24 protein-coding genes are annotated in these 21,515 nt (G+C 74.3%); 13 read left to right on the forward strand and 11 right to left on the reverse strand.

Translation table 11 applies throughout. The features are described 5' to 3' along the window. The first annotated feature begins 123 nt into the window (after nucleotides 1–123). Both ACGFI1_RS35280 and ACGFI1_RS35285 read left to right on the forward strand, forming a co-directional pair. Nucleotides 124–2,514 carry an ATP-binding cassette domain-containing protein gene (locus ACGFI1_RS35280; RefSeq protein ID WP_392791633.1) on the forward strand — a complete coding sequence of 797 codons (2,391 nt, stop codon included), beginning with the start codon at nucleotides 124–126 and terminating at the stop codon, nucleotides 2,512–2,514. A 58-nt stretch (nucleotides 2,515–2,572) separates the two neighbouring features. Beyond that, entirely contained in the window at nucleotides 2,573–3,070 is a 498-nt protein-coding gene (locus tag ACGFI1_RS35285; RefSeq protein WP_392791636.1) for a helix-turn-helix transcriptional regulator, read from the forward strand. Nucleotides 3,071–3,088: 18 nt separating this feature from the next. On the opposite strand, the gene ACGFI1_RS35290 is transcribed toward ACGFI1_RS35285, so the two are convergent. Continuing rightward, a complete protein-coding gene (locus tag ACGFI1_RS35290) occupies nucleotides 3,089–3,703 on the reverse strand; it encodes a TetR/AcrR family transcriptional regulator (RefSeq protein ID WP_392791638.1) in 615 nt (204 codons plus the stop codon). 81 nt (nucleotides 3,704–3,784) lie between these two features. Between ACGFI1_RS35290 and ACGFI1_RS35295 the strand changes: the two genes are divergently transcribed. The 3 genes from ACGFI1_RS35295 (at nucleotide 3,785) to ACGFI1_RS35305 (ending at nucleotide 5,245) form a co-directional block, all read left to right on the forward strand. Beyond that, nucleotides 3,785–4,189, forward strand: coding sequence for a nuclear transport factor 2 family protein (locus tag ACGFI1_RS35295; protein WP_387066953.1), 405 nt, complete (start codon nucleotides 3,785–3,787; stop codon nucleotides 4,187–4,189). Between the two features lie 23 nt (nucleotides 4,190–4,212). Continuing rightward, on the forward strand, nucleotides 4,213–4,404 hold the full coding sequence (locus ACGFI1_RS35300) for a heavy-metal-associated domain-containing protein (protein ID WP_386866764.1): 192 nt from the start codon (nucleotides 4,213–4,215) through the stop codon (nucleotides 4,402–4,404). A 301-nt stretch (nucleotides 4,405–4,705) separates the two neighbouring features. Then, nucleotides 4,706–5,245, forward strand: coding sequence for a DUF1062 domain-containing protein (locus tag ACGFI1_RS35305; protein ID WP_392791641.1), 540 nt, complete (start codon nucleotides 4,706–4,708; stop codon nucleotides 5,243–5,245). A gap of 99 nt (nucleotides 5,246–5,344) precedes the next feature. On the opposite strand, the gene ACGFI1_RS35310 is transcribed toward ACGFI1_RS35305, so the two are convergent. Beyond that, nucleotides 5,345–5,806 (reverse strand): MerR family transcriptional regulator, encoded by a 462-nt coding sequence (locus ACGFI1_RS35310; protein ID WP_392791644.1) that lies wholly within the window; start codon nucleotides 5,804–5,806, stop codon nucleotides 5,345–5,347. Nucleotides 5,807–5,868: 62 nt separating this feature from the next. Here ACGFI1_RS35310 and ACGFI1_RS35315 point away from each other — a divergent pair, with 62 nt between their 5' ends. Both ACGFI1_RS35315 and ACGFI1_RS35320 read left to right on the forward strand, forming a co-directional pair. Next, nucleotides 5,869–6,813, forward strand: coding sequence for an NAD(P)/FAD-dependent oxidoreductase (locus ACGFI1_RS35315; protein ID WP_392791646.1), 945 nt, complete (start codon nucleotides 5,869–5,871; stop codon nucleotides 6,811–6,813). Between the two features lie 6 nt (nucleotides 6,814–6,819). Next, nucleotides 6,820–8,286: an MDR family MFS transporter gene (locus tag ACGFI1_RS35320; RefSeq protein ID WP_392791649.1), complete on the forward strand. Its 1,467-nt coding sequence runs from the start codon at nucleotides 6,820–6,822 to the stop codon at nucleotides 8,284–8,286. 135 nt (nucleotides 8,287–8,421) lie between these two features. Here ACGFI1_RS35320 and ACGFI1_RS35325 read toward each other — a convergent pair whose 3' ends face one another. The 4 genes from ACGFI1_RS35325 to ACGFI1_RS35340 form a co-directional block, all read right to left on the reverse strand. Beyond that, a complete protein-coding gene (locus ACGFI1_RS35325) occupies nucleotides 8,422–9,318 on the reverse strand; it encodes a Vgb family protein (protein WP_392791652.1) in 897 nt (298 codons plus the stop codon). A 36-nt stretch (nucleotides 9,319–9,354) separates the two neighbouring features. Further along, nucleotides 9,355–10,254 carry an alpha/beta fold hydrolase gene (locus tag ACGFI1_RS35330; protein WP_392791655.1) on the reverse strand — a complete coding sequence of 300 codons (900 nt, stop codon included), beginning with the start codon at nucleotides 10,252–10,254 and terminating at the stop codon, nucleotides 9,355–9,357. Nucleotides 10,255–10,358: 104 nt separating this feature from the next. Then, complete coding sequence (locus ACGFI1_RS35335; RefSeq protein WP_392791686.1) at nucleotides 10,359–10,850, reverse strand: nuclear transport factor 2 family protein; 492 nt, start codon at nucleotides 10,848–10,850, stop codon at nucleotides 10,359–10,361. A 191-nt stretch (nucleotides 10,851–11,041) separates the two neighbouring features. Next, a complete protein-coding gene (locus tag ACGFI1_RS35340) occupies nucleotides 11,042–12,232 on the reverse strand; it encodes a tyrosine-type recombinase/integrase (RefSeq protein ID WP_386865847.1) in 1,191 nt (396 codons plus the stop codon). Nucleotides 12,233–12,396: 164 nt separating this feature from the next. Here ACGFI1_RS35340 and ACGFI1_RS35345 point away from each other — a divergent pair, with 164 nt between their 5' ends. Continuing rightward, entirely contained in the window at nucleotides 12,397–13,641 is a 1,245-nt protein-coding gene (locus ACGFI1_RS35345; RefSeq protein ID WP_392791658.1) for a hypothetical protein, read from the forward strand. Between the two features lie 21 nt (nucleotides 13,642–13,662). On the opposite strand, the gene ACGFI1_RS35350 is transcribed toward ACGFI1_RS35345, so the two are convergent. Together ACGFI1_RS35350 and ACGFI1_RS35355 are read right to left on the reverse strand one after the other, a co-directional pair. Next, a complete protein-coding gene (locus tag ACGFI1_RS35350) occupies nucleotides 13,663–14,487 on the reverse strand; it encodes a TrmH family RNA methyltransferase (protein ID WP_386865843.1) in 825 nt (274 codons plus the stop codon). 73 nt (nucleotides 14,488–14,560) lie between these two features. Next, nucleotides 14,561–15,076 carry an Lrp/AsnC family transcriptional regulator gene (locus ACGFI1_RS35355; protein ID WP_392791661.1) on the reverse strand — a complete coding sequence of 172 codons (516 nt, stop codon included), beginning with the start codon at nucleotides 15,074–15,076 and terminating at the stop codon, nucleotides 14,561–14,563. A 102-nt stretch (nucleotides 15,077–15,178) separates the two neighbouring features. Here ACGFI1_RS35355 and ACGFI1_RS35360 point away from each other — a divergent pair, with 102 nt between their 5' ends. Both ACGFI1_RS35360 and ACGFI1_RS35365 read left to right on the forward strand, forming a co-directional pair. After that, entirely contained in the window at nucleotides 15,179–16,159 is a 981-nt protein-coding gene (locus tag ACGFI1_RS35360) for a threonine ammonia-lyase (protein ID WP_392791664.1), read from the forward strand. Nucleotides 16,160–16,173: 14 nt separating this feature from the next. Continuing rightward, complete coding sequence (locus ACGFI1_RS35365; protein WP_392791667.1) at nucleotides 16,174–16,548, forward strand: hypothetical protein; 375 nt, start codon at nucleotides 16,174–16,176, stop codon at nucleotides 16,546–16,548. 9 nt (nucleotides 16,549–16,557) lie between these two features. Here the strand turns inward: ACGFI1_RS35365 and ACGFI1_RS35370 are convergent, their stop codons facing one another. After that, nucleotides 16,558–17,001, reverse strand: coding sequence for a group II truncated hemoglobin (locus tag ACGFI1_RS35370; protein WP_392791670.1), 444 nt, complete (start codon nucleotides 16,999–17,001; stop codon nucleotides 16,558–16,560). A 149-nt stretch (nucleotides 17,002–17,150) separates the two neighbouring features. Between ACGFI1_RS35370 and ACGFI1_RS35375 the strand changes: the two genes are divergently transcribed. Continuing rightward, nucleotides 17,151–17,651 (forward strand): MarR family winged helix-turn-helix transcriptional regulator, encoded by a 501-nt coding sequence (locus ACGFI1_RS35375; RefSeq protein ID WP_386865833.1) that lies wholly within the window; start codon nucleotides 17,151–17,153, stop codon nucleotides 17,649–17,651. Here ACGFI1_RS35375 and ACGFI1_RS35380 read toward each other — a convergent pair. Beyond that, nucleotides 17,648–18,625 (reverse strand): helix-turn-helix transcriptional regulator, encoded by a 978-nt coding sequence (locus tag ACGFI1_RS35380; protein WP_392791673.1) that lies wholly within the window; start codon nucleotides 18,623–18,625, stop codon nucleotides 17,648–17,650. The two genes, ACGFI1_RS35375 and ACGFI1_RS35380, sit on opposite strands and share 4 nt — an antisense overlap. Nucleotides 18,626–18,726: 101 nt before the next feature. Here ACGFI1_RS35380 and ACGFI1_RS35385 point away from each other — a divergent pair, with 101 nt between their 5' ends. Further along, on the forward strand, nucleotides 18,727–19,155 hold the full coding sequence (locus tag ACGFI1_RS35385; RefSeq protein ID WP_392734731.1) for a VOC family protein: 429 nt from the start codon (nucleotides 18,727–18,729) through the stop codon (nucleotides 19,153–19,155). A gap of 118 nt (nucleotides 19,156–19,273) precedes the next feature. Further along, complete coding sequence (locus tag ACGFI1_RS35390; RefSeq protein WP_392791675.1) at nucleotides 19,274–19,918, forward strand: hemerythrin domain-containing protein; 645 nt, start codon at nucleotides 19,274–19,276, stop codon at nucleotides 19,916–19,918. 7 nt (nucleotides 19,919–19,925) lie between these two features. On the opposite strand, the gene ACGFI1_RS35395 is transcribed toward ACGFI1_RS35390, so the two are convergent. Further along, the coding region (locus ACGFI1_RS35395; protein WP_392791678.1) for a complex I subunit 5 family protein at nucleotides 19,926–21,515 on the reverse strand (1,590 nt) is incomplete at its 5' end.

A 21,515-nucleotide genomic window follows, 5' to 3' on the forward strand; every position in this document is an offset into this window, starting at 1 on the left:
TTGTCGGTGGCCGCGGATAGCGTGGCGACAGGCCGGATCGGCATATCCTTTGCGCCGGCCTGATCGAGCCGGGCGACCGACGGGGGAACGCGGACGCGGCCCCGCCAACCACATGGAGACACGATGAGCAAGGCCACGACGACGGACGCCCAGCCTCCGGCGGCGCACGCCGCCGACAGCCACGACCTGATCCGCGTGCACGGGGCGCGCGAGAACAACCTCAAGGACGTCAGCATCGAGATCCCCAAGCGGCGGCTGACGGTGTTCACCGGGGTGTCCGGATCGGGCAAGAGCTCACTGGTGTTCAACACGATCGCCGCCGAGTCGCAGCGGCTGATCAACGAGACCTACAGCACCTTCGTGCAGGGCTTCATGCCGACGCTGGCGCGGCCCGAGGTCGACGTCCTCGAAGGGCTGACCACCGCGATCATCGTCGACCAGCAGCGGATGGGCTCCGACCCCCGCTCCACCGTCGGCACCGCCACCGACGCCAACGCGATGCTGCGCATCCTGTTCAGCCGCCTCGGCAAGCCCTACATCGGCACGGCCAAGGCGTTCTCCTTCAACATCGCCTCCCTCAGCGGCGCCGGCGCCGTCACCGCCGAACGCGGCGGCAAGACCGTGAAGGAGAAGCGCACCTTCACCGTCACCGGCGGCATGTGTCCGCGCTGCGAGGGCCGCGGCGCCGTCACCGACTTCGACCTGACCGCGCTGTACGACGACTCCAAGTCGCTGCGCGAGGGCGCGCTCACCATCCCCGGCTACAGCATGGACGGCTGGTACGGCCGCATCTTCATGGGGTCGGGGTTCTTCGACCCCGACAAGCCGATCCGCGAGTTCACCGGCGAGGAGCTGCACGACCTCCTCCACAAGGACATGACCAAGATCAAGGTCGACGGCATCAACGTCACCTACGAGGGCCTGATCCCGCGGATCCGCAAGTCGTTCCTCGCCAAGGACCGGGAGGCGATGCAGCCGCACATCCGCGCGTTCGTGGACCGGGCGATCACCTTCACCGCCTGCCCCGACTGCGGCGGCACCCGGCTCACCGAGGCGGCCCGCTCGTCCAAGATCAAGGGGATCAGCATCGCCGACGCCTGCGCGATGCAGATCAGCGACCTCGCCGAATGGGTGCGGGAGCTGGACGAGCCGTCGGTCGCGCCGCTGCTGACCACGCTGCAGCACACCCTCGACTCGTTCGTGGAGATCGGGCTCGGCTACCTCAGCCTCGAACGCCCGTCCGGCACCCTGTCGGGCGGCGAGGCGCAGCGCACCAAGATGATCCGCCACCTCGGGTCCTCGCTCACCGACGTCACCTACGTCTTCGACGAGCCGACGATCGGGCTGCACCCCCACGACATCCAGCGGATGAACGGCATGCTGGTGCAGCTGCGCGACAAGGGCAACACCGTCCTGGTCGTCGAGCACAAGCCGGAGGCGATCGCGGTCGCCGACCACGTCGTCGACCTCGGCCCGCGCGCCGGCACCGAGGGCGGCGAGGTGATGTTCGAGGGGACCGTCGAGGGCCTGCGCGCCAGCGGCACCCTCACCGGCCGGCACCTGGACGACCGCGCCGCCCTCAAACCGGCGGTGCGCACCCCGTCCGGCGCGCTGGAGATCCGCGGCGCCGCCACCCACAACCTGCAGGACGTCGACGTCGACATCCCCCTCGGCGTGCTCGTCGTCGTCACCGGCGTCGCCGGGTCGGGCAAGAGCTCGCTGATCAACGGGTCGGTGGCCGGCCGGGACGGGGTGGTGACCGTCGACCAGGCCCCCATCAAGGGGTCGCGGCGCAGCAACCCGGCCACCTACACCGGGCTGCTCGACCCGATCCGCAAGGCGTTCGCCAAGGCCAACGGGGTCAAGCCGGCGCTGTTCAGCGCCAACTCCGAGGGCGCCTGCCCCAACTGCAAGGGCGCCGGCGTCGTCTACACCGACCTGGCGATGATGGCGGGCGTCGCCACCACCTGCGAGGAGTGCGAGGGCAAGCGGTTCCAGGCGGCGGTGCTGGAGCACCACCTCGGCGGCCGCGACATCGCCGAGGTGCTGGCGATGCCGGTGACCGAGGCCGAGGAGTTCTTCGGCGCCGGCGACGCGCGGATCCCCGCCGCGCACAAGATCCTGCAGCGGATGGCCGACGTCGGGCTCGGCTACCTGCGGCTCGGCCAGCCGCTCACCACGCTGTCGGGCGGTGAGCGGCAGCGCCTCAAGCTCGCCACCCACATGGGCGACAAGGGCGGCGTCTACGTCCTGGACGAGCCGACCACCGGGCTGCACCTCGCCGACGTCGAGCAGCTCCTCGGCCTCCTCGACCGGCTCGTCGACTCCGGCAAGTCCGTCATCGTCATCGAGCACCACCAGGCCGTCATGGCGCACGCCGACTGGATCATCGACCTCGGTCCCGGCGCCGGCCACGACGGCGGCCGGATCGTGTTCCAGGGCACGCCCGCCGACCTGGTCGCCGACCGCTCCACCCTCACCGGCCGGCACCTGGCCGCCTACGTCGCCGACTGACCGGGGCGACTGACCGGGGCGGGCCTCGCGCAGGGGGCCGTGTGGCAGGATTTCCCAGGTGAGCAGCAGTACCGATCCGGCGCAGCGCCTGCGCGACCTCGCGCGGCTGCGCCGGGTCCGCGACCGGATCGACCGCGAGTACGCGGAGCCGCTGGACGTCGAGGCGCTCGCCCGCGGCGTCCACATGTCCGCCGGGCACCTCAGCCGCCAGTTCCGCCTCGCCTACGGCGAGTCGCCCTACGGGTACCTGATGACGCGGCGGATCGAGCGGGCGATGGCGCTGCTGCGCCGCGGCGACCTCAGCGTCACCGAGGTGTGCTTCGCCGTCGGCTGCTCCTCCCTGGGGACCTTCAGCACCCGCTTCACCGAACTGGTCGGGATGCCGCCCAGCGCCTACCGGCGCCGCGCGGCGGACACGGCGGGGACTTCAGGCACCGTGCCCGGCCCGGCGGCGGGCACGGTGCCGGGCACGGTGCCGGGCACGGTGGCGGGGATGCCGGTCGGCATGCCGTCGTGCCTGGAGAAGCAGGTGACCAGGCCCCTCAGGACCCGGTGACCGCCGAGCGGCTTCTCCTCACCGCGGCGGCTCCGGGGCGGCCGCGCCGAGCACCCTCAGCACGCTGGTGTGAAGGGCGTGCCCGGCGTCCCGGTCCGACATCCGCCCGGCCGCCCGCTCCTCGCCGGCGGCGTGGGCGAGCCTGACGGTGACCGAGACCAGCCAGTCCAGCGGGAGCCGGTCGTCGAACTCCCCGCTGCGCCGGCCCCGCTCGACCACCCGCGCGATCCGTTCGGTGATCGGCGCGTGCCGGTCGCGGTCGGCCTGCGCGCCGACCGGCAGCTCGCTGATCCGCCGCAGCAGCGCGGGGGAGCGGCGGGCCGCCCCCTCGGCGGCGTCGAGCACGCGCAGCAGGGCGCCGGCGGCCGGCCCGTCGTCGGGGGCGGCGGCGTCCATCGCGGCGGCGACCTCCTCGGTGATCCACTCGACGACGCCCAGCAGCAGCTGCTCGCGTGAGGAGAAGTGGGCGTAGACGGTCTGGCGCGTCACGCCCGCCGCGGCGGCGATCGCCTCCAGGCTCGCGTCGGGCCGCTCGTCCAGGAGCCGTACGGCGGCGTCCAGGATGGCGGCCCTGCTGCGGCGTGCGTCGGCGCGGCGGCGGGGAGCCGGGGAGGGTGCCGGGGACGGAGTCATCTCTTACACCTTGTCAGAATTATCGGCCGATGTATATCTTACAGCGCATAAGAGTTATCGATCCTCGACCAGCGGAGCATCATGCGCGCACTCGCCGGCACCGACCCGGAGCGGTTCATCGCCGACTTCTTCACCTCCTTCACCCGGGACCTGCTGGACGGCGACGACGATCCGGCCGCGATCGTCGACCGCTACCACACCCCCGACATCGTCCAGGTCGCCGACGGCCACCGGATGGACCGCGACAAGCTCATCGCCCACACCCGGCCCGTCCGCAAGAACCGGCCCGACGGCCGGGTCGAGGTGCACGACGCCATCGCCGACGGCGACCGGATCGCCGCCCGCTACACCCTGCACGTCCGCCAGCGCGGCAAGGACCTGCGGATCGAGGTCTGCTTCTTCGGCCGGTTCGCCGACGACGGGCGGATGCGCGCGGCGCACATGCTCACCCGCTCCGTCCCCGCCGACCGGGAGGCGCCGGCGTGACCGGCGGCTACACCGTCGCCGGCATGGCCTGCGGGCACTGCGCCGACGCCGTCACCGAGGAGATCGAGCGCATCGCCGGCGTCACCGCCGTGACGGTGGACGTCGGCGCCGGCCGCGTCACGGTGACCAGCGACGGGCCGCTCGACACCGCCGACGTGCGCGCCGCGGTCGAGGAGGCGGGCTACGAACTCACCGGCTCAGACGCCGGCGCCTAGACGCTCCGCCGGGGCCGGGCGGCCCCGGCCGAGCCATGGCGGAGCGCCGGACGGAAACCGGTTGAGCGTCCCGTCCGCGGGCCCGTAGGTTGCCTGCGGCCCATCCCGCGAGGACAGAGGACGACACCGCGTGACCCCGCCTGCTCTTTAGACCTGACACCTTCTTCCGCTCACCTGTAGCCGACGCTCCCGTCGGTTCCGCCGGGCTGCCCTCGCGCGCCCGGCCGCTACAGCGTCCGAGGCCGCGCGCAATCGGCCTCGTGTCAGGTCAAGAGAGTCCATGTCTTCACAACCTCATACCGTGCTGCCCTGGGTCGTCCGCCGGACCAGGCTGCCGCTGCTGTCGCTGCGGTGCCCCGGCTGCGGGTCGGAAACGGCCACCACCGGCGAGGGCAGGTTCCGCGTCAACGCCAACGGCAGGCTGCTGGACGTGTGGCTGCTGGTCCGCTGCGTGACCTGCGACCGCACGATCAAGCTCACCGTGCACGAGCGGGTCCCGGTCGGCTCCCTCGCCGCCGCCGACCTGGACGGCTACCGCGCCAACGATCCGGGACTGGTGGCGTCCAGGCTGCTGGACCCGCTGCTCGCCCGCCGCAACCGCTTCACCCTGGACTGGACGGGCTCCTGGCGGCTGCACACCCCGCCGGAACGGCCCGACCGGGCGTGGCCGGTCCAGGTGCGGGTCGCCTTCGACGATCCCGTGCCGGTGCGGCCGGAACGGCTCATCGCGCACGGGCTCGGCCTCAGCAGGAACGAGGTCCGGCGCCGGATCAAGTCCGAAACCCCGCTGCGCCGCCCGACGAGCACCGGGTTCACCTTCACCGTGCTGGCCGGGGACTAGCGGGACCGCGGCCGCGGCGGGCCGTCCGTCCCGCCGCGGCCGCGCCGCCTCCCCGCCGGCAGTCCCCGGGCCGGCCCTGCTCCTGGGAGGCGCCGCCGGTCAGCGGGCCTCGCCGGCGGTGGGGGCGGTGTCCGCGACCACGCAGCCGTCCTCGTGGAGGTGCTGCGGCACGACCGCGCTTTCGGCGAGGCGCCGGTAGTCGGGGCACTGGGTGAAGTCGTCGGCTCCGCACCGCATGAGGTGCTCGATGAGCGCCTTGGAGGCCGCGATCTCGTGAAGGCGGCGCTCCAGTTCCGCGTGGTGCCGCTCCAACAGCGCCCGCCGCTCGTCCCGTCCCGAGACGGTGAGGACGTCGCGGATCTGCTCCAGGCTCATCCCCGCCGCCTTCGCGCGGATGATCGTCATCACGCGGACGACGTGGTCGCGGGTGTAGCGGCGGCGGCCGTTGACCCGGGCCGCCGGGGTCAGCAGGCCCATCGCCTCCCAGTGGCGCAGGACGTGCGCGGCGAGGCCGAACTGCTCGGCAAGCTCCCCGATCCGCATCGAGTCACTTGACTTCATGTTGACATTAACTTGCAGAATCGGCCGCACGTCAAGGGACGACCGATCAATGGAGGCAGGACATGTTCGACGTCGCCATCGTGGGCGGGGGCCCGGCCGGTGCGGCCGCCGCGCTGGCCCTCGGCCGGGTCCACCGGCCCGTGCTGCTGATCGACGGCGGGGAGGGCCGCAACGCCGCCGCCGACAACGTGCACAACTTCCTCACCCGGGACGGCACGCCCCCTGCGGAGCTGCGCCGCCTCGGCCGCGAGGAACTGGCCGCCTACCCGGCGGTGCGGACCGGGACGGGGACCGTCACCGACGTCCGCCCGCTGGACGGGCTCGGCTTCCACCTGGAGCTGTCCGGCGGCGGGACCGCGTCCGCGCGGCGCCTCCTGCTGGCCACCGGCCTGGCCGACGACGTCCCCGGCCCGCGCGGCGCCGAGGAGATGTGGGGCCGTTCGGCGTTCCACTGCCCCTACTGCCACGGCCACGAATGCACCGGGAAGCAGGTCGCCGTGCTCGGCGCGCAACCCGCCCGCGTGCGGCTGGCGCTGCAGCTGAGCCGCTTCGCCGGCCACGTCGCCCTGTGCACCGGCGGCGAGCCGCTCGACCCGGCGGCGCAGGCCACGCTGCGGAAGCACGGCGTCGCCGTGCACTGCGAACCCGTCGCCCGGCTGGAGGGCACCGCAGGCCGCCTGGAGCAGATCGTCTTCGACGACGGCACGTCCCTGGCCCGGGAGGCGGTGTTCGTCGTCAACGTGCCGCGCCAGCGCTCCGACCTCGCCGAACGCCTCGGCTGCGCGTCCTTCGCCGACGGCTGCGTGGAGGTCGACGAGTTCGCCCGCACCAGCGTCCCCGGCGTGTACGCGGCCGGTGACATGGCGCGGCGGGCCAGCGTGCCGATGCCGATGGCCGCGGTCATCGCCGCGGCGGCGAGCGGCACCGTCGCCGCGGCCGTCCTCGACCAGGACCTGCTCAGCGCCGACTTCGGCCTGCCGGACCCGCTCGCGCGGGCGAGGGGCTGAACCGCGGTGTCCGAAGAACCCGACAAGACCGCCTCCGCCGCCCCGGACAAGCGCGGCGGCAACGTGCCGCTCGCCACGGCCGGCCTGCTGATCGGCATGCTGCTGTCGGTCCTGGACCAGACCGTGGTGGCCATCGCCCTGCCCGACATCGCCGCCGACCTGGGCGGCATGGACTCCATCGGCTGGATCGTCACCTCCTACGTACTGGCCTCGACCGCGACCGGCGCGCTCTACGGCCGCGTCAGCGACCGCTTCGGGCGGCGCCCGGTGTTCCTCACCGCCGTCGCCGCCTTCATCGCGGGCTCCGCGCTGTGCGGCCTGGCCCAGACCACCCCCCAGCTGATCGCCGCGAGGACCTTCCAGGGCCTCGGCGCGGGAGCGCTGTTCGTACTGCCCACGATCGCGCTGTCGGAGCTGTACCCGCAGCGGCTGCGCGGCAGGGTCCAGGGCTTCACCGGCGGCGTCTTCGCGCTGGCCAGCGTGGGCGGCCCGCTCGCCGGCGGCGCGATCACCGACGCCTGGGGCTGGCGCTGGATCTTCTACGTCAACCTGCCGCTCGGCCTGCTCGCCATGGCGGCCACCGCGCTCGCCCTGCGGCTGCCCAGACCGGGCGGCGCCGACAGAGTCGACCTGCCCGGCGCCGCGCTGATCGCGGGCGCGGTGGTGAGCCTGCTGCTGGTCGCCGAACGGGGCGGCCGCACCCACGGCTGGACGTCCGGGACGATCCTCGCGCTGATCGGCGCCGTGGCGGCGCTGGCGGTGCTGTTCGCGTGGTGGGAAGGCCGCGCGTCCAACCCGCTGCTGCCGCTGCGGCTGTTCGCCGACCCCGTCCTGCGCGTCGTGCTCCCCGCCACCGCGCTGCTCGGCGCGCTGCTCGGCGGCTCGATCGTCTACCTGCCCACCTACCTTCAGGCCGCGTACGGGATGGGGGCCACCGAGGCGGGCCTGGCGCTCAACCCCTACGTCCTGACGTTCATGGCGGTCTCCTCCCTCGCCGGCGCCCGCATCGGCGCGAGCGGCCGCTACAAGCCCTACCTGCTCACCGGCTCGGCGATCGCGGTACTGGCATTCGTCCTGCTGAGCCGCCTCACCCCCGGCACCCCCTACGCCGTGCTGGCCGTGGAGATCGCGGTGCTGGGATTCGGGTTCGGGCTGCTGATGCAGAACCTGGTGGTCGTCGCGCAGAACGCCGTCTCGGCCGCGGACCTGGCCGCCACGACCTCCGCCGCGGTGTCCGTGCGCGGGCTGGGCCTGTCGCTCGGCGTCTCGGTCTTCGGAACCCTGCTGGCCCGGGAGACGCAGGGCCGGGCCCCGGGCCCGGAGGCGACCACGGCCGCCATCCCGGACGCCCTGTTCTGGGGCGCCCCGGCCGCCGCCGTCCTGCTGGCGCTGATGGCGCTGCTGCCCCGCGGACCCGAGCAGCCGGCCGCGGCGCAGCAGGCGGCCAGAACACCCGCCGACGCAGCACCGTGACCGCCGCGCCCCGGACCTGCACGGGCTCCACGGCCTGATCCCTGTGTCCAGGTGGCCCGGCCCCTAGCCGGGCCACCTTGGGGCGTGCCGGAGCGGGGTGCCCGGCCAGAATGAGCCGAAGGGGCAGGGTTCAGGTCATGGGGCCAGCCGGGCGGCTGCTCCGGTTTCCAGGGCGGTCCACAGGGCGCCGTCCGGGCCCACGGTGATGCCGTGGGGTTCCGATGCCGGGGTGGGCAGGTCGTATTCGGTGATCACACCGGCGGGGGTGATGCGTCCAACACGGTTCGCGCCCCACTCGGTGAACCAGCACTCTCCGGAGGGCGTCGCGGTGATGGCGTGGGGTTTGGCACCCCGATCGGGGAGCGGGAACTCCACGATCGTGCCGTCCGCGCCGAGCCTGCCGATCTGCCCCGCGGCGATCTCCACGAACCACACCGCGTCGTCGGCGCCGTGCGTGATGCCCACGGGTGCGGCGTCAGCGGTGGGCAGCCTGTGCAGGGTCACTTCGCCGGCGAGGCCGATACGGCCGATGGCGTTGGCCTGGTTGAGGGTGAACCACAGCGCCCCGCCCGGGCCGGGAGTGATCATCGAAGGGAACGCGCCCTGTACGGGGAGGGGGAAGTGGGTGATCTGGCCTTCGGTGGTGATGCGGCCGATCCGGTCGGTGTTCATCTCGGTGAACCACAGTGCGCCGTCCGGGCCGGCGCAGATCCCGAAGGGGGCGCTTCCGGGTTCGGGCAACGCGAACTCCGTGAGGGTCCCATCGGTGGTGATGCGGCCGATGTGGTGGTCCGCGGACCGGGTGAACCACAGCGCCCCGTCCAGACCTGCGGTGATGATGCTCGGTCTGCCCTCCGCGGCACCTGCGGGATACCGGCTGAGCTCACCATCGATGGTCAGGCGGGCGATCTCGCCGCTGTGGACCAAGGTGAGCCACAACGCGTCATCGGGGCCGGTCACGACGCCGTAGGGGCCGGCCTTCTCGTCCGCGACCGCGAACTCCCGAACCGACGGGTGATCGGAGTGCTGCATTTCTGTGTCCTTTCCAGTGCCGGGGCTTGCCCGGTGTCAGGAGCTCGCGGGCCGGGGGAGGCGGCGCACCAAGTCGACGGTGATCGCGGCCAGGCCGGAGGGCTGTGTCATCGGCACGTTGTGGTTGCCCGCGATCTCGACCAGCCTCCGGTCGGGAGCGGCGTCGACCACGGCCCGCACCTCGTCGCGGCGCTGGGCGTAGAAGCCGCGGTCGGGCAGCACGAACGCGGTCGGGCACCCGACACGCGCGTACACGTCCACGCTCGGATAGATCACCGCGTGGGGGTCCGGAGCGCTGACGGTGGCGATCTCCTCGACGGTCGGCCGGCGTTCCCAGAGCCCGTCCGCACGACGCAGGAAGCTGCGCCGCATCACATGACGCACCAAGTCCGGGCGCGCCCCGGCGTTGAGCCAGCCGGTTCCGGCCTCACGCACGCATTGCTCGACGTAGGCGTGCATGTCTTGTTCGCTTGCCCGCCAGCCGTAGCGGAACATCTCCCGCAGGCGTTCGGCCGCCTCCGGGCCCTGCCACTGGGCCTGGGCGAGCCTCGCCGTGCCCCGGTCATCGAGCACCATGCCGTCGACCACGCACAACGCCGCCGCGTCCACTGAACCGGCGGCCGCGGCCGTCACGGCGTACCCGCCGGTGGAATGACCGACCAGCACGGGACGGTCCCACTCCAAGGCCGCCACGGCCTCGCCGAGGTCCCGCCAATACTGCTCAGGTGTGCTGGACGTGGGGGCGCTGTGCCCGTGCCCGCGTAGGTCCACTGCCACCGGATGACAGTGATCCACCAGACGGGACGCCACATCAGTCCATACCGCGGCGTTGTGGCCACTGCCGTGGACCAGCAGCACGCCCGGCCCACGGCCGCCGAAGTCCAGCCCCGACAGCGCGCCGCCGCCGACGGGCAACTCGATCCGCCTTCCCAACATCGTCGACACTGTGCCGTCGGCACCCAGGCGAGGCAACTCGTTAACTCCCTGGAGGACGCCCGCCGCGGCGGGCCCCTAGGACCCACATCGCCGCGACCGGCTGATCACTCCGCCGGATCCTCGCCTTCCCCTTGCGGACCCGTGCAGCCACAGGCTTCGGCGATGGCAGCCGGATCCCAATAGAAGGGACGGCATTCGAGCATGCGCCCGTCCTTGACCGTGATCAGCTGCAAGATCAACGTCTCCACCTCGCGGCCGGTGGCCCGGGCACGGAACCGGACTCGATTGCGCACCACCAAGGTGTCCCCATCGCCCCAGTGCTGCTGGTCCAGAAAGTCCATCGACTCCCAGACCTCACTGAACAGGGCCAGGAACCGCTCCATGCCGTCTCGGCCCCGCCACGTCCCGGTTCCCGTGAACGGCAGGCCCGGAGCCTGATGCAGCACCACCTCCGGATCAAGGCAAGCGGCGGCTTGCTCATAGCTCGCCCTGCCGTACCCGCCCGCAGCGACATACGCCGCCTCAGCCGCGTAGAACTTCTCCATCACCGCCCACGCATCACCTGACACGTGCGGGTCTTCCACTGAAGGCCCCATGGTCGTCACCCGCTCCTCTCACCCAGCGACGCCCTGGAAACCCCGTCCCACCGGGCTTGGTTGCGGTCGGCCGACGCTCAACCGCTGCCGGCTGGATGCGGCGGGAGGTCGCGCTGAACACCCGACGCTGGGCTGCGTCGCCCGGCGGGGACTGCCGACCCCGTTGACCGCCTCCCGCCGGACGGGGGCGCTCACTGGTCTTTGGTGCTGGGGGTGCGGTGCCCGGCGAGGATGCGGGTGAGGTCGGTGACGGGGGAGGAGGCGAGTTTGTGGTTGGTGTCGTCGTAGCCGCGGGTGGTGCGGGGGTCGGCGTGCCCGGCCAGGTCCTGGACCTTGGCGAGCGGGACGTCGTTGCCGAGCAGGGTGGTGATGACGGTGCGGCGGCCGCTGTGCGGGCTGAGCCGGGACGCGTTCGGCAGCCCGGCCGACCGAGCCGACCGGCGCAGGATGTTGGTGACGTCGCGCTGGGTGAGGCGCTTGCCGCCGGGCTTGGCCCGGTCGTAGGGGTGCGGGGTGGTGACGAGCAGCGGCCCGGGCGGGCGGACGCCGTCGGGGTGCCGGCCGGCGCGGACGGCGAGGTAGGCGTCCAGGACGCGGCAGAGCTCGCCGTCCAGGCGGACGTAGTCGCGGCCGTCGGGTCCCTTGCCCTTGGCGCGGTATCGCAGCACCCGGTATCCGGCCTCGGTGTCCAGGTCCGCAAGGTCCGCGCCGGTGATCGCCGAGACGCGTAGCGCGGTGTAGAACAGCAGCGCGATCACGGCCGCGTCGCGCCAGGCCGCCTCGGTGCCCAGTGCGGCGGCGCGGCCCTCCGCGGTGTCGAGCAGCCGCGCGGTCTCGGTGGGGCTGAGGGTGGGGGCCTTGCGGGCGGACGCGGCGATCTGCGCGCTGCTCGGCCGCCTGACCAGCAGGGTCGGGTTGCGGTCGGTGACGTCGTTGGACTGCAGGTAGGTGTACCAGGACGACACCGCCGCGAGGCGCCGTGCGTGGGTGGCGGCGCTGGGCGGTCGGGACCGGCCGTTGACGGTGACGGTCATGGACGCCGACCAGTCGTCGATGTCGGCGCGCCGTGCCGTCCGCGGGTCCAGTCCGGTGCGCGCGCAGTAGTCCAGCCAGCCGGCCAGGTCGCGGTAGTAGCCGCGGCGGGTGGCGTCGCTGCGCTGGCCGCGCAGCCAGGCGGCGGTCAGCAGCCGCAGGCCGTAGCGGTCGCCGGGATCGTCGGGCGGTAGCGCGGGCAGCAGCGCGACGGCCTGCCCGATCGGATCCAGGGCATTCCCCACTCCCTGTTCCGGGACCGGCGTGGGGACGGGTGGGCCCGTCTGCGCGTGCAGCACCATCGTCGCCTCTAGAGGCCCCTCCGGGGCCGGCTTCGGTTCGGTGGTCATGCGCCCGCCATCGACACGGCTTCGGGCTCGCGCCCGCTGTTGATCATGCACACCAGGATAACTGTCATTATCCCGGAGCCTCAACCTGGTCTTGATTACGCGTTGCACGTGTCGCGTTAATCGTTTCGCGCATCGTCCAGTGAAAAGATCGTTATGCTGGGCGGGTGAGCAGCGAGACGAGCAGCGCGAACGGCACCGACGGCACCCCGCCCGCACAGCCATCACCGGACACGACGACACCGACCGCTCCGGCGGAACCGGCAGAGGGCGGATCGCCCGCCGGTGACGCTCAGGAAGGAGAAGCGGACGGCCGGGGAGAGGCCGAGATCTCAGAGTCGGCGTCGGCGGGGGAGTGCGCGCTGGCCGGCTGCACCGAACCGCTTCCGGTGCGCGGCCGGGGGCGGCCCGCCAAGTACTGCAGCAAGGCCCACGCCGACCAGGCCAGCCGGGACCGGCGCGCGGCCGACGCCGCCGCGGTCGACGAGCCGCTCCGCCAGGCCGAGGCGCTCGCCCAACAGGTGCCGGCGGCGATCGGCGCCCTGCAGGGCCAGTTGGCCGAGCTGCAGGAGTTCCTCGCCGCGGCCCAGGAAGGAGCACTGTCGCGGGTGCGGCGGGCCGAGGCCGAGGCGACCGCCGCGGCGCAGGCCGAAGCCGAAGCCGACGTCCGCGCCCTGGCCGCCGACAAGGCGCGCGAGGAGGCGGTCGCCGCCGCCGAGGCGGCCCGCACGGCCCAGCGGGCCGCCGAGCAGGCCGCGGCCCGCGACCGCGCCGACCTGGACCGGGTGCGCGCCGACACCGCCGAGATGGTCGCCGCGCACCGGCAGGCCCGCGACGCGGCCCGCGACGCGCAAACCGCCGCCGAGGCCGCCCGCGACGCCAAGGCCGCCGAGTTGCGCGAGGCGCGCGAGACCCACGAACAGGAACGCGACCGCCTCGAGACCGCCGCCCGCACCCAGGCCGAGCGGGCGCAGACCCTCCAAGCCGACCTGGCGCACACCACCGCGGCCCTGGCCGCGGCGCGGGAGGCGCTGGCGGCCGCCCAGGGCGAGGCGCGCAACCAGCAGACCAGGGCCGAGGCCGCCGAGCAGGCGCGCGACGACGCGATGCGGCACGGGCGCGAGGCCGCCGCCCGCGCCGACGCGCTGGAGGCCCGGCAGCGGGACCTGCGGGCCGCCGCCGAGGAGGCCGCCACCGGACAGGCCACCGCGCAGCGGGCCCTCGCCTCCTGCCAGGCCCTGCGCGAACGACTCGAAACCGACCTGGCGGCCGCCCGCGCCGACGCCGCGGCGCAACGTGAACGCGCCGTCCGCGCGGAGGCCGCGGCCGGACCGGGCCGCGGCGAAACCGACGATCAGGAAGGGCCCGCCGACGCGCCGGCGGCCGGCGACGACCAGGCACCGCCAGCGTGAAAGCTACGGCCGGGGTGAAGGCTAGGGGCGGCGGCCGCGCTGGCGGACGGCCTCGTACAGGGCGACCGTGGCGGCGCCGGCGGCGTTGAGGGAGCTGGCCGCGCCGCCGATCGGGATCCGCGCCATCGTGTCGCAGCCCTCCCGCCAGCCCGCGCTGAGCCCGGCGGTCTCGTTGCCGATCACCAGCAGCACCGGGCCCGTCAGGTCGACCTCGGCGATGTCGGCGGTGCCGTTCTCGTCGGTGCCCACCACGGTGAGGGGGCGTCCGGCCGCCCGTTCCCGCGCCACCCAGTCCAGGACCTCGCGGTGGGAGCGGGTGCGGACCACCGGCACCGCCAGCAGCGACCCGGTGGAGGCGCGCACGGCCTTGGGGTCGTAGGGGTCGGCGGCGTGCCCGGTGACGATCAGCCCGGCGCCGCCGAACGCGTCCAGCGACCGCACCATCGTGCCGATGTTGCCGGGCCCGGTCGGCCGGTCGAACACCGCGCCCAGGAACGAGGGCCCCACCGCGATCCGCGACAGGTCGTCGTCGGGCAGCGCCACCACCGCCACCAGCTCGGGGACGTCCTGCTCCTTGCCGCTCAGTTCCCGCAGCAGCGCGGGCGCCATCGCCACCCGCTCGGCGCCGGCCCGCTCCAGCATCTCCTCGGCCCACCGCGACAGCGGCCGCTCGGCGTCGTAGATCAGCGCCCGCACCGGCCAGCCGCGCTCCACCGCCAGGGTGATCGGCCGGACGCCCTGGACGAGGAACTCTCCCGCCCGCTGCCGCTTGGTCCGGTTCCGCAGCAGCGCCTCCCACTGCTGGAACCGCGCGTTGGGCCGCGAGACCCGCAGCACACCCCCCACCGACCGCTCCGTCCTCGCATCCGCCCGACGAACGCCCCAGTCTCCCACAACGCCGCGCCGCCGGGGGTTTCGGTTAGGGCGCGCCGTCGTGCGGTCGTGCGGGCCGCGGTGCGGGCAGCGGGAGGGCCAGGCCGGTCTTGACGGTGTCGAAGGCGACCAGGGTCTCGTAGCGCCTGATGTTGCCGTCGGCCTTGAACAGGCGGTCGCCGAGGCGGCCGCATTCGCGCATGCTCCGCGCGGCCAGGACGACCACGTAGTCCCACGGCCCCGCGACGCGGTAGCACTGCTGGACCCGCGGGGCCGCGCGCATCCGCTCGGAGAAGGCGCGGTGGTGCTCGAAGGACTCCCGGTCGAGGGTCACCAGGACCGCCGCCAGGACGGTGGGGCCGAGGCGGTGCGGGTCGAGGACGGCGACCTGCCGGGTGACCAGCCCGTCCGCGCGGTAGCGGGCGATCCGCCGCTGGACGGCGCTCGGCGACAGCCCGACGCGCTCCCCGAGGTCGTGCAGCGTGCGGCCGGCGTCGTGCTGGAGCAGGTCCAGCAGCAGGACGTCGATCTCGTCCAGGCGGGGCGGCGGCGGTTCGGCCATGCAAGATTATTGCGTCGCGGCGCGACAATTCTCCATCGCCTTGATCGGGAGTTCGCCTAGCGTCGGCCGGGTCGGTGAGCCTCTGAGTGAAGGGCGGCAGGCGTGGACCTGGACGTGGCGCGGATCGAGCAGGCCATGGACGTGATCGATCCGGTGTTCCTCAACACCCCGCAGTACCTCGACGAGCAGCTGTGCCGGGCGCTGGGCGGCCGCGCGGTGACGGTGAAGCTGGAGACGGCCAACCCGGTGCGCAGCTTCAAGGGCCGCGGCGCCGACCTGGTGCTGAGCACGCTCGCCCCCGGCACGCCGGTGGTGTGCGCCAGTTCGGGCAACTTCGGGCAGGCCGTCGCCTACGCGGGACGGGCCCGGGGGATGCCGGTCGAGGTTTTCGTGCCCGAGACCGTCAACCCCGCCAAGCGGGAGCGGATGGAGACCTTCGGCGCCCGGGTCGTCGCGGCCGGGCCCGACGGCGCGTCGGCGCGGCGGGCCGCCGCCCACGCCGGCCGCCGTCCCGGCCGCGTCCACCTGCGGGACGGGTTCCAGGCGGCGATCGCCGAGGGCGCCGGGACGATCGGGCTCGAACTGACCCGCGGCCCCGGCGGGACGGGCTGGGACGCCGTCGTCCTCCCGGTCGGCGACGGCGCGCTGATCAACGGCGTGGCGCGCTGGATGAGGGAGCACGCGCCCGGCACCCGGATCGTGGGAGTCAACGCCGAAGGCGCCCCCTCGATGCTGGAGAGCCTGCGCGCCGGCCGCGCGGTGTCGGCCGGGAGCACCCGCACCTTCGCCGACGGCATCGCGGTGCGGACCCCGCTGGAGTCCTCGGTGCGGCGGGCCCGCGCCCTGGTGGACGAGATCGTGCTGGTGAGCGACGCGGCGATCTCCGCCGCGATGGAGCTGGCGGCGCGCACGCTCGGGATCGTGCTGGAACCGGCGGGGGCGGCGGGCCTGGCGGCGATCGCCGAGGGCGCGGTCCCCGGCGATCGCATGGCGACGGTGCTGACCGGCGCCAACCCTCGTCCCGAGCAGGCCAGGGACCTGGCCGCCCGCCTCACGCGCGCGTCCGACTCCGGCTCGCTGTAAGGGGCAGGTGCAGGGTGAAGGACGACAAGCGCGGCCAAGGCCCGGCGCCCGGGGCCGGATCACCCAGGGCATCGTGCGCGCCGGCGACACGGTGCGGCGGCCGGTCGGCCCGCACTCGCCGTTCGTGCACCGGCTGCTGGGGGCCGGAGATCGCCGCCCCGCCGGCGTATCAGCTGTCGCTGCTGCGCGGCTTCCTCGACGCCCACGACTTCGACGGCGGCGACCGTCGCGGGTTCGGTAGGCGCATCGTGGCTCGGGTCGAGGCCGAACGCGACATGCACGAGTGCGCCGGGCGCGTCACCGCGCCCGGGTCCTGGCTGCACCGGGAGATCGACTGGCTGGCCGAGCACGCCGACGCCATCGACCGCGGCCTGCGCGGCGGCGACTGAGAGACGAGGTCAGGGGTCGGGCCAGTCCCAGTGGGGGACCTCGCGCAGGGGGTGCAGTTCGTCGTCGGTCTCGGCGTTGGAGTTCTGCCTGGCGACCTCGGAGCCGAACTCCACGTGCTCGCGCAGGGCGCGCCGGAACGGGGCGTCGTCGGGGAGCCCGGCGGCGTCGGCGGCGGCCATGTACAGCTCGACGAACCGGACGCGCTGCTCCTCGGTGATCTTCAGGTGGCGGTGGACGTCGATGAGGTGCGCGAAGCCGCCCATCTCGCGGGTGAAGGCGTCGGGGCCGCCGAAGGTCTCGGCGGTGAAGGCGGTCAGGTGGTCCACGTGGGACGCGCGGCCCTCGCCGAACAGCGGCTGGAGCAGGTCGTCGGCCAGGAGGGAGGCGTAGAACAGGCCGATGAACCGGCGCAGGCCCTCCTCGCCGCCGGCGTGCTCGTACAGGCTCTCCATGATTACACCATTACCTGGTTGACGGTGGTCGGGTCTCGTTTATCCCAGGCGCGGCCCGGGGCCGTCGAGGGCGCGTGCCGGTTGTGGCCACTCGCGCGCGGATGTTCCATCATTGATAATCTCAATGTTGAGAGAATGCGGGAGGGGCCGTGGCGGACGCGGTGGACGCGATCCTGGCGCAGTGGGGGCGCGAGCGGCCCGACGTGGACGTGTCCCCGATGGGCGTCATCGGGCGGATCTCGCGGGCGCAGCTGCTGCTGGGCCGGGAGCTGAAGCGCTTCTTCGCCGAGCGGGGACTGGAGAGCTGGGAGTTCGACGTCCTGGCGACGCTGCGCCGGCACGGCGCCCCCTACGAGCTGACGGCGGGGGAGCTGCTCACCGCGGCGATGGTGACGTCGGGGGCGATCACCAACCGGATCGACCGGATGGAGGCCAAGGGCCTGGTCGAACGGGTCCGCGACCCCGGCGACCGCCGGTCGGTGCGGATCCGGCTGACGCCGCGCGGCCTGGAGACCGTGGAGGAGCTGGTGGCCGAGCACGCCGCCAACGAGGACCGGCTGCTGGCCGCGCTGGACCCCGCCGAGCGGGAGCGGCTGGCCGGGGCCCTGCGCACGCTGCTGGAGTCGCTCGGCGACACCTCCCTCGGCTAGCGCCCGAAGTCCCGCACGGCGTGCGCGACGCGGGCGGCGACGGCGGCCAGCTCACCGGCCAGCTCGGGCGGGTCGAGCAGGGTGTAGTCCACGGGCAGCAGCGCGACGCGGTGGGCCAGGAACCGCAGGGAGTCCCCGCGGGTGTGCAGCACGCAGGACCCGTCCCCGGCCGGTTCCAGGACGCCGTGCCAGGCGGTGACGTGCCCGGCGGCCTCATCGAGCGGGACGTGCAGCAGCAGCCGCGCCCGGATCCGCCCGGACCCGCCGGCCAGGGCGTCCATCGTCCAGGAGACGGCGTCGGCGCCGCCGGGCAGCTCCCGCGCGGGGCCGCGGACCCCGGTGCGGTGCGGCCCGGTGATGCGGTCGGCGCGGAAGGTGCGCCAGGCGCCGCGGTCCTCGTCGTGGGCGAGCAGGTACCAGCGGCGGCCGGCGGCGACCAGGCGGTGCGGCTGCGCCAGCCGCCGGGTGGCGTCGCCGCCGGCGGCGGTGTAGGTGAAGCGGACGTGCTCGCGGGCGGCGCAGGCGGCGGCGAGCAGGGCCAGCACGGCGGGGTCGGCGGGCGGCGGGCCGCCGTCCTGCGGCGGCAGGGCCACGGCGGCCGCGGTGAGCGCGGCGACGCGGGGCCGCAGCCGGTGCGGGAGGACCTGCTCGAGTTTGGCCAGCGCGCGCAGCGAGGTGTCCTCGATGCCGGCGACGGCGCCGCCGGCGGCGGTGCGCAGGGCGATCGCCACGGCGGTGGCCTCGTCGTCGTCCAGCAGCAGCGGCGGCATGGCGGCGCCGGCGGTGAGCCGGTACCCGCCGGCGGCGCCGCGCGCGGCCCGCACGGGGTAGCCGAGTTCGCGGAGCCGGTCGACGTCGCGGCGGATGGTGCGGGGCGTGACGCCGAGCCGTTCGGCGAGCTCGGAGCCGGGCCATTCGCGGGGCGTCTGCAGCAGGGACAGCAGCCGCAGCAGCCGCCCGGAGGGATCGCGCATGGCCCTCATCCTGCCGTCCTTTGCGGACGTTCAATGACCTAATGGGGGTTTAGCGTCGGTACCGAGGCCGGGAGGTTCCAGGTCTCGGACGGAGGAGCGACATGCTGCGCGGATTCGCCACCATCAGCCTGTGGGCCGACGACCTGGAGGCCGCCAAGGACTGGTACGCCGAGCTGCTGGGCGTCCAGCCCTACTTCAGCGTCCCCGGGCCCGGCGGCCGCGCCGGCTACTACGAGTTCCGGGTGGGGGACTACCGGCACGAGCTGGGCCTGATCGACGCCCGGTTCCGGCCCGGCGGCCCCGCGGCGGCCGGGCCCGGCGGGGCGATCATGTACTGGCACGTGGACGACCTGGAGGCCGCCGTGGAGCGGCTGCTGGCGATGGGCGCCCGCGAGCACGAGAAGATCACCGAGCGGGGCGCGGGCACGGGGTTCGTGACCGCGTCGGTCATCGACCCGTTCGGCAACGTGCTCGGCGTCATGACCAACCCGCACTACCTGGAGGTCCTGGCCGCGGCCGGGCCGCGCTGACCACGACCGCCCCGCCCCGCCTCCGGGCACCCCGAGGGAGGCGCTCCGAGGGCTGTGAGGTGCGTCTCTTCGGCGCCCGGGGATGTCACGTCCGCGGGCGCCGCACCTTCTTATATGCATGGGAGTTTTCGCGGTCGCGACGCGCGACACCACGTGCCGCACCCTCCTGTCCGCAGCGCACACCGCCTTCCGCCGGGACCTGGACCGGCTCGCGGCGGCGGTGGCGGCGGGCAAGGGCGGGGCCGCGCATGTGCGGGCGGGCTGGGACAACCTCGCCCAGCAGCTGCGCATGCACCACGATCTGGAGGACCGGACGCTGTGGCCGCGCGTGGAGCGCGCGGTGGCCGGACGTCCGGCGGAGCTGGCGGTGCTGGCGGAGATCCGCGCCGAGCGCGCCCGGCTCGGACCGCTGATCGCCGCCGTCGACACGGCACTGGCCACCGGCACGGGCGGTGGCGGTGGCGGCGCGGTGGCGGCGGTGCGGACGCTGCGGGAGGCGCTAGAGGCGCATCTGCGGCACGAGGAGGCGACCGTGCTGCCGCTGGCGGAGTCGGTGCTGGAGTCCGGGCAGTGGCGGGCGCTGGCCGACGAGGCCGCCCTGCGCTGCGCGGCGGGCGCCGAGCTGTTCGTCCCGTGGGTGGTGGACGGGATCGCGCCGGTGGACCGGTCGCGGTTCCTGACGGCGCTGCCCGGGCCGGTCCGCGACCGCAACCGGGTGGTGTGGGAGCCCCGCTACCGCAAGCGCCGCCTGTGGAGCACCTGACCGCGGGTCACCAGGGGGCGGTGAGCAGCGCCAGGACGGCGACGCCGGCGGTGAGCCAGGCGGCGTAGTCGCCGACGTGGCCCGAGTGCAGCGCGTGCAGCCGCGCCGCGACCGCGCCCCACCGGCCCCTGCGGGAGACGGCCCGGCCGGGTCGCTCGGGGGTGCGGCGGACGCCGGCCGCGGCGACCGCCACCGCCGCCGCCAGCGCGACGGCGGCCCCGGCCAGGCCCGCCGCGGTCCACGGGTCGGCGGGCACCGCGTGCGGGTGCGCGGCGCGCCCGTCCAGGACGAGCGCGGCGTAGGCGCCGCGGTCGGCGAACGCGTGCGCGGCGCCGGCGACCGCGCCGCCGGGCAGCAGCCCGGCCGACAGCCCGGCGGCCAGCAGCGCCACCGCCGGGCCGAGCATCGTCCACGGCACCGACCGCAGCCCGCCGGGCGTCTCGGGGTCCTCGCGCCCGCCCGTCCCGGCCTCCTGCTCGGTGGGGGTGCCGCGCCACACCGTCAGCCACACCCGCAGCACGGCCCCGGCGGTGAGCGCGGACGCGGCGGCCGACAGCGGCGGATACCACCACCAGCCCAGCTCCAGCACGGCGTGCTCGGTGACGGCGTGCCCGGCGAACAGCCCCGACGGCGGCAGGCCCGCCAGGCACAGCGCCCCGACCAGGAACACCGCACCGGTGACCGGCATGCCGCGGCCGCGGCCGCGCAGCTCGCGGGCGTCGACGCTCCCGTGCCGGTTCAGCAGCACCCCGGCGGCCACGAACAGCGCGCCCTTCACCCCCGCGTGCCCGGCCAGGGAGTAGGCGGCGCCGCCGAGCGCGCCGGGGGTCCCGGCGGCGGCGCCGACCAGCAGCAGCCCGACATGGCTGATGGTGGAGTAGGCCAGCAGCCGCTTGACGTGGTGCTGCAGCACGCACATCACGGCGCCCAGCAGCGCGGCGGCGGCGCCGAGGACGGCGATGCCGCGCAGCGGCACCAGCCCCGCGAACACCGCCCAATACGTCCGCGCCACCCCGTACACGCCGAGTTCGACCATGACGCCGGAGAACAGCACGCACACGGGGGTGGGCGCGACGGCGTGGGCGTCGGCGAGCCAGAAGTGGAAGGGGACGGCCGCGGCCTTGACCAGGTAGCCGGTGCAGACCAGCACGAACGCGGCCGTGACCAGCGGCCCGCCCGAACCCGCGCCCGCGTCGCCGCCGGCGCCGGACAGGTGGCGTCCGATGGCGGCCAGGCCCAGCTGCCCGGTGCGCCCGTACAGCAGCGCGATCCCGGCCAGGGACAGGTAGGCGCCGATGGACTGGACGATCCCGAAGTTCAGGGCGCCGTGCACGGTCGCGGGCTCCTCCGCCCGGTACCCGGTGAGCGCGAACGCCACCACGCTCATCAGCTCGAAGAACACGAACGCGTCGAACAGGTCCCCGGTGTAGACGAACCCGCACATCGACGCCAGGAACAGCAGCACCAGCGCGTGGAAGATCGCCTGGATCTCGGTGAAGTACCGCCCTACCGTTGTGAATGAGCCCGATGGGTTCCTTTGGGGCTGGATGATCGGGTGGTGCGGGTGGGGCAGGGATGGCTTACGTATCGCTGTCTT

The sequence above is a fragment of the Actinomadura geliboluensis genome (genome assembly GCF_043197915.1).
Taxonomy (GTDB): domain Bacteria; phylum Actinomycetota; class Actinomycetes; order Streptosporangiales; family Streptosporangiaceae; genus Spirillospora; species Spirillospora geliboluensis.

Coding starts and splice junctions, on each gene's coding strand:
- ACGFI1_RS35355 (WP_392791661.1), bottom strand. CDS start 15,076: ATGGCCGAACCGCCGCCGCCCCGCCTGGACGAGATCGACGTCCTGCTG.
- ACGFI1_RS35370 (WP_392791670.1), bottom strand. CDS start 17,001: ATGGAGAGCCTGTACGAGCACGCCGGCGGCGAGGAGGGCCTGCGCCGG.
- ACGFI1_RS35340 (WP_386865847.1), bottom strand. CDS start 12,232: ATGACCACCGAACCGAAGCCGGCCCCGGAGGGGCCTCTAGAGGCGACG.
- ACGFI1_RS35280 (WP_392791633.1), top strand. CDS start 124: ATGAGCAAGGCCACGACGACGGACGCCCAGCCTCCGGCGGCGCACGCC.
- ACGFI1_RS35325 (WP_392791652.1), bottom strand. CDS start 9,318: ATGCAGCACTCCGATCACCCGTCGGTTCGGGAGTTCGCGGTCGCGGAC.
- ACGFI1_RS35315 (WP_392791646.1), top strand. CDS start 5,869: ATGTTCGACGTCGCCATCGTGGGCGGGGGCCCGGCCGGTGCGGCCGCC.
- ACGFI1_RS35310 (WP_392791644.1), bottom strand. CDS start 5,806: ATGAAGTCAAGTGACTCGATGCGGATCGGGGAGCTTGCCGAGCAGTTC.
- ACGFI1_RS35300 (WP_386866764.1), top strand. CDS start 4,213: ATGGCCTGCGGGCACTGCGCCGACGCCGTCACCGAGGAGATCGAGCGC.
- ACGFI1_RS35290 (WP_392791638.1), bottom strand. CDS start 3,703: ATGACTCCGTCCCCGGCACCCTCCCCGGCTCCCCGCCGCCGCGCCGAC.
- ACGFI1_RS35380 (WP_392791673.1), bottom strand. CDS start 18,625: ATGCGCGATCCCTCCGGGCGGCTGCTGCGGCTGCTGTCCCTGCTGCAG.
- ACGFI1_RS35385 (WP_392734731.1), top strand. CDS start 18,727: ATGCTGCGCGGATTCGCCACCATCAGCCTGTGGGCCGACGACCTGGAG.
- ACGFI1_RS35295 (WP_387066953.1), top strand. CDS start 3,785: ATGCGCGCACTCGCCGGCACCGACCCGGAGCGGTTCATCGCCGACTTC.
- ACGFI1_RS35330 (WP_392791655.1), bottom strand. CDS start 10,254: ATGTTGGGAAGGCGGATCGAGTTGCCCGTCGGCGGCGGCGCGCTGTCG.
- ACGFI1_RS35335 (WP_392791686.1), bottom strand. CDS start 10,850: ATGGGGCCTTCAGTGGAAGACCCGCACGTGTCAGGTGATGCGTGGGCG.
- ACGFI1_RS35390 (WP_392791675.1), top strand. CDS start 19,274: ATGGGAGTTTTCGCGGTCGCGACGCGCGACACCACGTGCCGCACCCTC.